The following is a 13165-nucleotide window of genomic DNA, read 5'->3' on the forward strand; positions in this document are numbered from 1 at the left end:
GTCCTCCTTTTTATTTATAAGCACTTAAATACTGTACTTATTAACCCTATACCCTTTTTTTTAATTTAAAAACATAATTTTTTAATTAATTAAAATATTTTACATAAAAAAAGAACTTAACCTTAAGATTAAGCTCTTTAAATTGATATTATCTATTTTCATCTATAAATTTATTTATAAGGTCAACTACTTCCTTTTTAAAAGAGTCATCTCCTGCATAGCCAATAACTAAGTGGCCATGCTCTTTGACCTTACCTACAACCATGAGGTTTCTATATAGTTTGTTTTCACCTGTACCTATATATCTCATGTCTGTAATTATACCTATTATTAGCCTTGGAAAGTCGATGTTGTGATCTTTTTCAAACTCAGCAATTACTCCATGAGCCATAATTTCTGCACTTACACCATCATCTATCGTTAGACCATCAAGATTTGCTATCAAAATATTAGCTTCTTTTAATCTTTGTGTATCTGCCTGAGATATTTTTATATCTGTAATTATGGCATCATTGGTCTTTTTATCATTTATATCTGCATTTCTTTGTGGCACATAAAGATCGAGGCTTGTATTTTTTTCTATATATTGGGCCAAATCTTCTGTCCATCTAAACATAGCATCATTAAAAAAATGACTTGCTAAATATCCTCTCATTTAATCTCCTTAAAAACTTCTGCCAGCTCCTCCGCCACCAGATGATCCTCCTCCACCGGAAAATCCTCCGCCAGAGCCGCCACCAAAGCTTGATCCTCCCCAGGATGAGCCTCCAAAGCCTCCACCTCTTGGGTAGAATCCTCCAAAGCCTCTTGGGCCTCTTCTAAAGCCACCGCCGCCTCTGCCATTGCTATTATTTAATAGCCTTGAGACTATAATAAATATTACAAGTATGACTATTAGTGTAGAAAGAGAAAACCCATCTTCATCATAGTTAGACTCTAGTTCTCTTTGATAAGGCGTATAGTCTTTTTCAAGCTCAATATTATATTCAGCAGCTATTTCTCCAACTACTGCATTAAATCCTTCGTTTATAGCTTCTGAATAATTACCTTCTTTAAGTTTTTCGAGCATGAAGTTATCAATTATTCTACCTACCTTACCATCATTAAGTCTTCCTTCTATTCCATAGCCTGTAATTATATTTACTTGTCTTTTACCATTTGGACCAGGGCCTAAAAATAGGATTAAGACTCCATTTTCCTTATCCTTATCGCCAATTTTCCAAGCATTAAAGATGTCAGTTCCGTAAGAATAACCATCTAATCCATCTGGGTTTTCTAGGCTTATAACAACCACCTGGGAGCCAGTTTTATCTTCTAGCTGTCTATTGGTCTTATTTATATTTTCTTTTGTGGCTTTATCTAGTATTCCAAGTTCATCTAGGTAGTAATCCGTGCTTGGACTTGGTATGCTAGCATAAGATTTAATTTGAAAAAGGCAGAAAAGAACCGCTATTAGTATTCCTAGCCTTTTAAATCTTGCCTTTCTCATAATATTCTCCTAGTTACCAAAGTCTACTTTTGGTGCATCTTGCGCACCAGCATCAGCCTTGAAATATTCTGCTGGGTCATAGCCTGTAAATTTAGCTATGATATTTGTTGGAAATCTTCTAATATCTTTGTTATATTCTCCAACTGCTTCGTTATAGTTCTTTCTTTCTGTTGATATCCTATTTTCTGTTCCTGCAAGCTCATCCATAAGCTGAACAAATTGTGTATCTGCCTTAAGTTCTGGATAGGCTTCTACTACTACATTGATATCACCTATAGCTTTTGTTAACTGATCATTTGCTTCTGCTAATTCTTCTGGTCCCTTAGCATTTTGTATACCTGCCCTAGCATTTGTTACTGCTGTTAGGGTTTCATTTTCATGATCTGTATAGCCTTTTACGGTACTTACTAAGTTTGGTATAAGGTCAGCCCTTCTTTGAACAACATTTTGTACTTGAGCGTAGGCTTGATTTACATTTTCACGACTTCCTGCAAGTCTGTTATAGGTTGGAACTATCATAAATAATCCAAGGGCAATAATCACAATTATGCCTATAATTATTCCTTTACTTCCTGAACCTTTTCTTCTTTCCATCATATTTCCTCCTAAATTAATCTTTTTCTATTTATACCCATCTAGAAGAATAATTTCGTTTTTTTCTAAAGTTTTCCTAACATCTATAATTCTTTGATTTGAAGAACCTCTAAATTTAAGTTTTAAATCCTTGAGCTCTTCTATAAATTCACCATCTACCAGGACATCAATCTCCTCTAAAATCTCTCTAGCTAATTTTATATTCATCAGATCTTCTATCTTAAAACCTGTGTATACCCATATGGATTTATCTACTTCTTTTCTTATGTTTATTAAAGCTTCTTTAAGGCCTAAGGGATTTTCAAAAGGCTCTCCTCCTAAGACTGTAAGCCCTTCTACCTGCTTAAGTTTAAGATAAGAAATAACCTCTTCTTCAGCTGCCCTATCCCATTTTTTCCCAAAAGAAAAATCCATATAGTCCCTATTAAAACAATTTGGACAATTCCTATCACAACCTGTTAGGAAAAAAGTGGTCCTGATACCAGGACCATTTGCTACATCGTATTTTCTTATTTGACCGTAATTCATATGTGGAGCACTCTCGCTTTTATTTCTTTGGTTCTTCCTTCATTCCAGAAATTTTCTCCAAGATATCCGCAAGTTCTCCTTACTACTGTAAGTTTTGCCCTATCGTGGTTACCACAATTTGGACAATACCATTGGTTATCATCATCAAGAAGAATTTCCCCATCATAGCCACAGTTGCCACAATAATCGCTCTTTGTGTTAAACTCAGCATATTGGATGTGGTCATATATATATTCTATCATAGTAAGAACCGCTTCAATGTTATTGGTCATATTTGGTATTTCTGCATAAGATATACAACCACCAGTTGATAATTTTTGGAAATTACTTTCAAAATCAAACTTATCAAAAACTGTTATATGCTCTCTAACATCCACATGGAAGGAATTTGTATAATAGCCCTTATCTGTGACATCAGCTATATCTCCAAATCTCTCTTTATCAATTGATGCAAACCTGTGGGTTAAGCTTTCTGCTGGTGTTCCATAAACTGCAAAGGCTATATGGTATTTATCTGTCCATTCTTCCTTCTTGGCATTTAGAAGTTTCATGATTTTCATGGCAAATTCATAGCCTTCTTTTGTGGTATGGGATACTCCCTTGGTAAGCTTGGTTGCTTCATAAACTCCTATATAACCAATTGTTACAGTTGCATAACCATTTTCTAGAAGTGGCTTTATTGATTCATGTTTTTTAAGTCTTGCTATTGCACCATGTTGGAAGTGGATTGGTGATGAATCGCTTGTAACCTTTGAAAGATGTTCATACCTTAAAAGTCCTACTCTTTTTACTAAATCTAGTCTTTTTTCTAATATTTCAAAAAAGAGTTTCTCATCACCATCTGCAAGGATTGCTATTTGAGGTAGGTTAATTGTACAAACTCCCATGTTAAACCTGCCATCAAATTTATAATCTCCATACTTATCCTTGTAAGGAGGTAGGAAGGCCCTACATCCCATTGGCGAAAATACATTTCCTTCGTAGTTTTCACGCATTTTTTTAGCTGAAATATAATCTGGATACATTCTTTTTGCAGTACACTTAGCTGCTAGCCTTGTTAGGTCAAAATATTTTGAATCTATGTGGATGTTATTTTCATCTAAAACATAAATTAACTTAGGGAAGGCAGGAGTTACATAAACTCCTTGCTCATTTTTAATTCCTTTTATTCTTTGCTTTAGGATTTCTCTTATTATTTGGACTGTCTCATCTAAGTAAGGATCATTTTCATCTGTATGCATAAATAAGGTTACAAATGGTGATTGACCATTGCTTGTCATGAGAGTATTTATCTGATATTGGATTGTTTGTATACCGCTTTCCAAATCTCTTTGGGTAAGAGCCTTGGCCATTTTTTGGATATCTTCTTCATTTGCCAGAATTTCTTTTGATAATTTAAGGTTCTTAGCATATGATTTTTTAAGATATGGGCTTAGGCATGATATGTTTATTGATTGGCCCCCATATTGGTTTGATGCTATTTGAGCTATGATTTGAGTCATAACATTGCATGCTACCTGGAATGATTTTGGACTTTCTATCATCTTTTCATTGACAACTGTCCCATTGTCTAACATATCTTTCATGTCTACTAGGCAGCAGTTAAATATTGGCTGGATTAGATAATCAAGATCGTGGATATGTATAGCTCCTGATTCATGAGCTTCTACAAGATCAGCTGGGATTAGTTTTCTCTTTGCTATGTCTTTTGCAACTTCTCCAGCTATTAGGTCCCTTTGGGTTGAGGCAATTATTGGATTTTTGTTTGAGTTTTCATCCATTACATCTATATTTGTCTGATTTAATAGACCGATTATTTCATCGTCAGATGTATTTTGCTCACGCTTGTAAGCTTGAACTGCCTTGTAGGACTCGTAGGCCTTGGCTGTTGCAGGATTTTTCCTATCTATTAACTTATAATAGACTAAGTCTTCAATTTCATAAATGGAGATTTCTCTTTTATTTTTAGATCTCTCCTCAATTTCACTAGCTATCTCAGCTGCTTGGCCTTCCACATAAATACCACTTGGGGAATGCATGGCTTTTTCAATAGCTAGAGTAATTTTATCTTTATAAAAATCGACTTTAGTCCCGTCTCTTTTTATTACTTGTAACATTTTTACCTCCGAAATCTTATGTATATATGATACCACAAATAAGATTTCCTGTAAAATAATTAGTACTATATATAGTATTCAAATCGCAATTAAATACTATATATAGTAGTTTTGGCTTAAAATAGCCAAAAAATAGACAGAGCAATTCATTAAATCACTCTGTCTATTTTTCTACTTGTCTTAACTAAGCTATTTAACTTCAAAGGTCAAATTATTATTCTCATCTAGGACTAAAATAGCTGTATCTTTTTCTGCTACCTTTCCTTCTATGATTAATTTACCTAGCATTGTTTCAACATTTCTTTGTAGGAATCTCTTAACTGGCCTTGCACCATATTCTACATCATAAGAATTTTCTAGGATATATTCTTTTGCTGCTGGGCTTATTTCAAGTTTGATATCCCTATCAGCTAGTCTCTTTCTAATGTTATCGATTTGTAGGTCTATTATTTCATAAACTTGATCGCTTGTTAGTGGTGTAAACATAACTATGTCGTCAATCCTGTTTAAAAATTCTGGCTTAAAGGAGTGTCTTAGGGTTTCTTCTACTTGATATTTGTTTTCTTCCTTGATTGTGCCATCTTCTTTTAGACCATCAATTAGGTACTGGCTACCGATGTTTGAAGTCATTATTATGATTGTATTTTTAAAGTCCACAGTCCTACCTTGACTATCTGTAAGCCTTCCATCATCTAATACTTGTAAAAGTATATTAAAGACATCTGGATGGGCCTTTTCTATCTCATCAAATAAAATTACTGAGTAAGGTTTACGTCTTACAGCCTCTGTTAATTGGCCACCTTCTTCATAGCCAACATAGCCAGGAGCTGCACCTATAAGTCTTGATACAGAATATTTTTCCATATATTCTGACATATCTATCCTTATCATATTGTGCTCATCATCAAACATAGCCTCTGTTAGGCTCTTTGCAAGCTCTGTTTTACCAACACCTGTAGGACCTAGGAAGATAAATGATCCTATTGGCCTACTTTCATCTTTAAGACCAGATCTTGCCCTAATTATAGCATCTGCTACTGCCTTGATAGCTTCATCTTGGCCGATTACCCTTTCATGTAGGGTCTCATCTAGGTGGAGGATCTTAGTTCTTTCGCTTTCTACAAGTTTTGATACTGGTATATTAGTCCAAGAACTTACTACATCAGCTACATCTTCATCTGTAACTTCCTCTTTTATAGCTTCTTTGTTTTCATTTTCTGACTTACCACTTGCTTCTTTTAATTTATTTTCAAGAGCAACTAGCTTGCCATATTTAAGCTCTGATAATTTTTCAAAATCGTAAGATCTCTCAGCTTGGTCAATTTCTATCTTGACCCTGTCGATTTCTTCTTTTATATCCTTAACTTCATCTATAGCAGATTTTTGTTCTTTCCATTTGAGGAAATCTTCATTATATTTTTCAGAAAGGTCTGCCAATTCTTTTTCTAACTCTTCAAGTCTTTTCTTAGAATACTCATCTTCTTCTTTTTTAAGAGCTGTTATTTCAATTTGTAATTGTAAAAGCTTTCTCTTTTGCTCATCTAGGTAGCTAGGCATGGTATCAATTTCAGTCCTAACTGTAGCACATGCTTCATCCATAAGGTCAATTGCCTTATCTGGCAAAAACCTATCAGATATATACCTGTCAGATAATTCAGCTGCTGCAATTACAGCACTATCTTGGATTCTAATTCCGTGGTAGACTTCGTATTTTTCTTTGATTCCCCTTAGGATTGAAATAGTATCTTCTACAGATGGTTCATCTACCATTACCTTTTGGAATCTTCTTTCTAGGGCCCCATCTTTTTCGATGTATTCCCTATATTCGTTTAGGGTTGTAGCACCTATCACCTTGATTTCTCCACGAGCAAGCATTGGTTTCATGATATTTGATGCATCCATTGCGCCCTCGCTCTTACCAGCGCCAACTATGGTGTGGATTTCATCGATGAACATTATAATCTGTCCTTCAGACTTTTTGACTTCTTCAATTACCGCCTTTAGCCTTTCCTCAAATTGACCCCTATATTTAGCACCAGCTACTAGGGCACCCATGTCAAGTGAGAAAATCCTCCTTCCTTGTAATGGCTCTGGAACATCGTTATTTACAATTCTTTGGGCAAGACCTTCAACAATTGCAGTCTTACCAACACCTGGTTGACCAATTAGGACAGGGTTGTTTTTCTTACGCCTACTTAGGATTCTAAGAGCATTTCTAATCTCACTATCCCTACCAATAACTGGGTCAATCTTACCTTCCCTAGCTTCTGCTGTTAGATCTCTACCGAATTTTTCTAGAGGATTTGAAGTTTCTTCTGGATTATCACTAGTAACTTTTTGACCATTCCTGACTTTTAGGACAGTATCTTTGAAAGCTTTGTAGGTAATGTTATATCTCTTGTTAAGGTCTGTGATTTCACTTTTTTCCTTAAGAAGTGATAGGTAGATGTGCTCTACTGATATAAAGGAATCCCCCATTGCTTCTGCTTCATCTTCTGCCTTTAAAAATATCCTTTGAAATACTTGTGATGGATAGGTTTTGGCATTGCCTGATTGTTTTGGTAAGGACTCTATCTTTTTCTCTAAGTCGTTTTTATAAGAATTTACATCTACTCCCATGTCTTTTAAAACCATTGATACATAGGAATCTGAACTTTCTACTAGGGCTAGGCCAAGATGAAACTCAGTTACTTCTGGGTTTGCATCTTTTATAGCCATTGAATTTGCATTGTTTATTGCTTCTATTGATTTTTGTGTTAATTTATTGTTATCCATATTATCCCTCGATTTCTTTTAACTTTTTATATAATTCGATTTGTTCTTCATTAAGAACTGGGTTATCTATTTGGATTTCAAGGATTAAATCACCCTTGTTATTTTTCCTATCTACATAGCCCCTATCTTTTAGTCTAATTTTTTTGCCTGTGGTTATTTTTTCTGGAATATTTACCAGCAAGGCCCCTGACTTAGTATCTACCTTTACCTTTTTTCCAAAGTAGGCATCCCATGGGCTAAGCTTAATTTTTTTGATTAAATCTATCCCATCAAGAGCAAGGTCTTCATCATCTTTTATGTTAACTTTTACATATATATCTGCTGCAAGACCGTATTTTGAGCCATCAATCCTAATTTTATTTTTGTTTTTAAGACCCTTTGGTATTTTAACATCTATATCGGTAAGCCTTCCTTGTGAGTTAACAGATATCTTTCTAGATGTGCCTTCCATGGCTTCATCTATTGATATAGTAACTTCGGTATTTAGCTTAGATTTTTCTCTTTTTGAAAACCCGTTGCCAAAGCCTCCAAACCTTGAACTGTGGCCTGTGCTTTGACTTTTAGATCCAAAACCTCCAAAGAGGGTATCAAAAAAGTCTGAAAAACCTGAATCATTCGAACTTGTATATGTGTATGAGCCGTTACCGAAGTTTCCAAAATCAAAACCAAAATCTCTTGGGTCAAAATTCTGACCGCCTGTGAAATTGGCTCCTGAACCAAAGGTATCATACTTTTGTCTCTTATCAGGATCTGATAAAACCTCGTAGGCTTCGTTTATTTCTGTAAATTTTTTGTGTGCACTTTCATCATCTGGATGAAGGTCTGGGTGGTATTTTTTAGCTAATTTTCTATAAGCTTTTTTGATCTCATCAGCGCTAGCTTTCTTGTCCACCCCTAGCACTTCATAGTAATCTTTATATTGCATATTTACCTCCATCTTTTTTATTTGACCATCTCTGACCTTAATTTAATTATACTGACTTAAATATGCATTTCAAGTATATTTATAAGATTTTGACCAATAATTTCTAAATAAATTAACAACAAAAAAGAGCTTTACTAAGAAAGCTCCAATTTTTAGTGGTCATATTCTACTATTGATATTACATCGTAATCTTTTAGATATTCTCTACCCTTTAGACCTGTAAGTTCGATTAAAAATTCAAAACATACAACTTCTGCTCCAAGGCTTTCAACTAGTTTTGCACTTGCCTTAGCAGATCCACCTGTAGCTATAAGATCATCTACTATTACAATCTTATCTCCTGGTTTTAGGGCATCCTTGTGGATTTCAAGTTCATTTGAACCATATTCTAACTCATAGGATACTCTTTCAATTTCTCCAGGTAATTTGCCTGGTTTTCTAATTGGAATAAAGCCCTTATTTAGCCTATCAGCAAGGGGTGCACCAAAGATAAGTCCTCTTGATTCTACACCTGCTATATAGTCAAATTCGTAATCTTTTAATGCTTCTTCTAACCTATCTAGGGTTTCTTTAAAGCCTTCCCTATTTTTAAGTAGGGTTGTGATATCTTTGAAAGATATGCCTTTTTCTGGATAGTCTTCAATTACTCTGATTAATGATTTTATGTCCATGTCTCCTCCATCTTAGTACATTTGTATTATACCCTATTATTAATTTCTTAAATAAGATTTTAAATAATTTTGCCTAATTTCTTCTATAGAATTAGGATAAACCTTAAAATAAGATATACCACCTGCATTAAATGGCTCACCTTCAAGGCGAATAGAATTAATATTTGAAGGGTCTACACTCTTAAAATCTAAAGCTAAGGACGAAAGATTTTTAAGCCCTATATTTGTCTTAATATATGGTTTCATGGCCTTGTAGACTGATGGAAGCTTGCTGATATTTTCTACCTTTGTCGCCTCCTTTATAAACTGCTTCATAAAATCTTGTTGAGTATTTATCCTACCAAGGTCTGCATTTTGATAGCCCTTTCTAAAGCGAACATAGGCTAAGACCTCATCACCTCTCATTTTCCTTATTCCTGGGCTAATGCCCATGGCACTTGCTACTTCATTACTTACTTCTACATCCATACCGCCGAGAGCATTTATCCCTGCAATAACTGCATCAAAGGAAATAACAAAGTACTTGTCCAGATTTATTCCTAGAAAATCTCTCACAACTTCCATTGTAAGATCAATTCCACCATAAGAGTGGGCTGCATTAATCTTATCCATTGATCCCCTGATAGAAACGTAGGAATCTCTTGGGATTGATATCATATCTATTGTGTTTTTATCCTTATTCACATTGACAAGCATAAGTGTATCTGTCCTTGTTCCTGTATCTTCTCCAGTTGAGTCAACACCTGCAAGCAAGAACATAAACTCCTTGTCCTTTGAAATATCAAAAATTTCACCACCAGTTCCATCATTTTTAAAAAAGTTTAGCAAGAGAAAACCTGCAGCAAAAATAACTACAAACATCAAAAATACAAGCACTGATTTTATTATTTTTATCATATTATTTTTCATTTCATCACCTATCACTATTTTACACCCATTTTCTAAGATTTTCTTAAAATATTTGTAAGTTAGGCTATAATATAGGAAGGAGGAAGCATGTTAATAAAAAAAATCGATGAATATCTAAATGAAAATACCTATCCCTTCCATATGCCAGGCCACAAAAGATCAGAGCTTTTAAGAAATGACCTAGCTTATAGAAGAGATTTTACAGAAATAGAAGGTCTTGATAACCTTAATGACCCCAAAGAAATCTTTGTTGAAATGGAAAAAGCTATCGCCAAAAATTATCAGGTGAAAGATGCTATAATTTCTACAAATGGATCAACAAATGGCATCCTTGCAGCAATAAGAAGCCTCAGCAAAAACAATAACAATCTCCTTATACAGAGATCTTCCCATAAGGCTGTTTATAATGCAGCTTTAATAAATAAGTGTAAGGTCGAATATATTGATATAATAACAGATGAAGTAAGCGCTGTAGCAGGTATCGATTATAATATTTTAGAAAATAAGTTAAAAAGCAAATCCCATGGGGCTGTTGTGGTGACAAGTCCTTCCTATGAAGGCTATATACTCGATCTAGAAAAAATTTATGGCATATGCCAAAAATATGAGACCAAACTTTTTGTAGACCTAGCCCATGGCAGCCACTTATACCTTAACGACCTATATAAAAATTGCTTTGACCTAGCTGTCACATCCTTTCATAAAAATCTCTCAGCCCTTACCCCATCTGCCGCACTTTTGGTAAATGATGAGTCTTTGATAGGAAGCCTTAGGGAGAATATGGCAATATTTCAAAGCTCTTCCCCATCCTACCTAATTTTACAATCAATAGATGAAATGATAGAAAATTTCGACAAGTTTTATGGGATGATGGATAACTTAAATAAAAATTTAGATGAACTTTATGACCTTGACCTTAAAAATTTAAAGCTTATTAACCACAAGGATAAGGACAGGTCTAAAATTTTGATTTCGTGTAAAAACACAAATATAAGCGGTGTTGAACTTCAAGAAATCCTTAGGAAAAATAAGATTGAAATAGAAATGGCCTATCCATCCTATGCCCTTTTAATAGCAAGTATTTTTGATAGAAAGGAAGCTTTTGTATATTTAAAAGAAGTCTTAATGAAAATTGATAAGGCACTTTTAAAAGCTGACAATTCTTATAAGTTTACCTATCCAAAGCCTATCAAAAAATATGAGCTATTTGAGGCTTATGAAAAAGAAAAATCCAAAGTGAAATTAAATAGGGCTCTCAATCACATTTCCGGGGAATTTGTCTATGCCTATCCACCTGGAATACCTATCATCACGCCAGGGGAGATTCTTGATAAAAATATCTTGGCTAGCCTAAATTTTATGAAATCAAAGGGCCTTACTATAAATATAGAAGATGATATTTCTTGTCTTATTGACAAAATTGAATAAAAATGCTAAAATTATATACAAGATGAATTATAAGGAGTGTATTATGAAAAGAATTCTTACATTAAATACAAGAAACTTACACAAGAGCAAAAAAGATGGTGGTTGTGGTGAATGCCAAACTTCTTGCCAATCTGCTTGCAAAACATCTTGCGGAGTTGCAAACCAAGAATGTGTTAGCAAAAAAAATAAATAAGAGCTTACATATTAGGAGGCCTTTGCAAATCTTATCTGATTTTTTTGGGTAATTGCGAGGGTCTTTTTGTATTCTTAACTTTTATATTCCTAGTAATTAAGTATAATATATTAGGTTAAAAAACCATAGGAGGAATAATGATACATCAATATAAAGCTAAGGGTTTTAATATTGTTTTGGATATATACAGTGGTTCTGTTCATCTAGTAGATGACCTTACATACGATATTATAGAATCTTACAAGGATTCTGACATAGAAAAGCTAAAAACAGATTTAAGCCTTAAGTACAATGTGACAGATGAAGAATTAGAAGCTGCCTTCAATGAAGTAAGCGACCTTATTGAAAGCGGCCAATTGTTTACAGAAGATAATTTCAAGGACCTTGCCATAGATGTAACAAAAAGACCTACAACTATTAAGGCTCTTTGCCTAAATGTGGCCCATACCTGCAATTTTACCTGCGATTATTGCTTTGCTAAGGGTGGAACCTATCATGGACCTGATGCGATTATGTCAAAAGAAGTTGCCAAGGCTGCTATTGACTTTTTACTAGAATATTCTGGAAGCCACTATAATTTAGATATAGACTTTTTTGGTGGTGAACCTTTGATGAACCTAGGCGTTGTAAAATACACAGTAGACTATGCAAGAAGCAAGGAAGAAGAGTTTAATAAACACTTTAACTTCACCCTTACAACCAATGGCCTACTTCTAAATGACGAAAATATAGACTACTTAAATGAAAATATGAAAAATGTAGTCTTATCCCTGGATGGAAGACGCGAAAAGCACGACCACTTCAGGAAAACTATTAAGGGAACAGGTTCCTTTGACCTTATAGTTCCAAAATTCCAAAAACTTGTCGAAAGACGTGGTGATAAGGAATACTATATGAGAGGAACCTATACAGCCAATAACCTTGATTTTACAGAAGATATCAAGACTTATCTTGACTTAGGTTTTAAGAGGACATCCCTTGAACCAGTTGTTGGCTCACCTGATAATGAATATGCCCTAAAAGATGAGCACCTTGATACCCTATATGATCAATATGAGAAACTTGCTGACATGATGATGGAAGCAATTGATAAGGATGATAAATTTATTTTCTACCACTATATGATTGATCTTGAAAATGGGCCTTGTATCCACAAGAGACTTTCTGGATGCGGTTCTGGTACAGAATATATGGCAGTAACCCCTACAGGAGACCTCTATCCTTGCCATCAATTTGTAGGCAATGAAGACTTCATAATCGGAAATATCTATGATGGAGTCAAAAATAAGGACCTGGTAAATCGCTTTAAAACATGCAACTGCTATTCTAAGGAAGAATGTAGGTCTTGCTGGGCTAATATGTATTGTTCAGGAGGCTGTGCGGCAAATAATTATAATGCCACAGGCGATTTAAACCACACCCACGAATATTCTTGTAAATTATTTAGAAAAAGAATTGAAATGGCTCTCGCCGTGAAAATTTATGAATTCCTTAAGGAAGCTGAAAAAGAAGAAAGTCTTGCTTAAAGACAAAAGT

12 protein-coding genes are annotated in these 13165 nt (G+C 34.5%); 3 read left to right on the forward strand and 9 right to left on the reverse strand.

Annotated elements, in window-relative coordinates:
* Positions 1-148 precede the first annotated feature (148 nt).
* The 9 genes from RRB46_RS00285 to RRB46_RS00325 form a co-directional block, all read right to left on the reverse strand.
* The gene (locus RRB46_RS00285) at positions 149-655 is read right to left on the reverse strand and encodes a nucleoside 2-deoxyribosyltransferase (protein ID WP_311537080.1); all 507 of its coding nucleotides are present in this window, start codon (positions 653-655) and stop codon (positions 149-151) included.
* Between the two features lie 9 nt (positions 656-664).
* Positions 665-1489, reverse strand: coding sequence for a TPM domain-containing protein (locus RRB46_RS00290; RefSeq protein WP_311537081.1), 825 nt, complete (start codon positions 1487-1489; stop codon positions 665-667).
* Positions 1490-1498: 9 nt separating this feature from the next.
* Entirely contained in the window at positions 1499-2086 is a 588-nt protein-coding gene (locus tag RRB46_RS00295) for a LemA family protein (RefSeq protein ID WP_297689608.1), read from the reverse strand.
* Positions 2087-2110: 24 nt separating this feature from the next.
* Complete coding sequence (nrdG, locus tag RRB46_RS00300; RefSeq protein WP_297689610.1) at positions 2111-2611, reverse strand: anaerobic ribonucleoside-triphosphate reductase activating protein; 501 nt, start codon at positions 2609-2611, stop codon at positions 2111-2113.
* The gene (gene nrdD / locus RRB46_RS00305; protein ID WP_311537082.1) at positions 2608-4728 is read right to left on the reverse strand and encodes an anaerobic ribonucleoside-triphosphate reductase; all 2121 of its coding nucleotides are present in this window, start codon (positions 4726-4728) and stop codon (positions 2608-2610) included. The genes nrdG and nrdD overlap by 4 nt, the downstream gene beginning before the upstream one ends.
* Before the next feature lie 189 nt (positions 4729-4917).
* On the reverse strand, positions 4918-7503 hold the full coding sequence (gene clpB / locus RRB46_RS00310) for an ATP-dependent chaperone ClpB (protein WP_311537083.1): 2586 nt from the start codon (positions 7501-7503) through the stop codon (positions 4918-4920).
* Between the two features lies 1 nt (position 7504).
* Positions 7505-8428 carry a J domain-containing protein gene (locus tag RRB46_RS00315; protein WP_311537084.1) on the reverse strand — a complete coding sequence of 308 codons (924 nt, stop codon included), beginning with the start codon at positions 8426-8428 and terminating at the stop codon, positions 7505-7507.
* Positions 8429-8580: 152 nt separating this feature from the next.
* Complete coding sequence (locus RRB46_RS00320; RefSeq protein ID WP_106460545.1) at positions 8581-9099, reverse strand: adenine phosphoribosyltransferase; 519 nt, start codon at positions 9097-9099, stop codon at positions 8581-8583.
* A gap of 39 nt (positions 9100-9138) precedes the next feature.
* Positions 9139-10008, reverse strand: a complete 870-nt coding sequence (locus RRB46_RS00325; RefSeq protein ID WP_311537085.1) for an LCP family protein — start codon at positions 10006-10008, stop codon at positions 9139-9141.
* 87 nt (positions 10009-10095) lie between these two features.
* Here RRB46_RS00325 and RRB46_RS00330 point away from each other — a divergent pair, with 87 nt between their 5' ends.
* From RRB46_RS00330 to scfB, 3 genes are all read left to right on the forward strand, one after another.
* Positions 10096-11436 carry an aminotransferase class I/II-fold pyridoxal phosphate-dependent enzyme gene (locus tag RRB46_RS00330; RefSeq protein WP_311537086.1) on the forward strand — a complete coding sequence of 447 codons (1341 nt, stop codon included), beginning with the start codon at positions 10096-10098 and terminating at the stop codon, positions 11434-11436.
* A gap of 43 nt (positions 11437-11479) precedes the next feature.
* A complete protein-coding gene (gene scfA / locus RRB46_RS00335; RefSeq protein ID WP_106460548.1) occupies positions 11480-11629 on the forward strand; it encodes a six-cysteine ranthipeptide SCIFF in 150 nt (49 codons plus the stop codon).
* 137 nt (positions 11630-11766) lie between these two features.
* Positions 11767-13155 (forward strand): thioether cross-link-forming SCIFF peptide maturase, encoded by a 1389-nt coding sequence (gene scfB / locus RRB46_RS00340; protein WP_297689621.1) that lies wholly within the window; start codon positions 11767-11769, stop codon positions 13153-13155.
* Positions 13156-13165 lie beyond the last annotated feature (10 nt).

The sequence above is a fragment of the uncultured Anaerococcus sp. genome (genome assembly GCF_963512375.1).
Taxonomy (GTDB): Bacteria; Bacillota; Clostridia; order Tissierellales; family Peptoniphilaceae; genus Anaerococcus.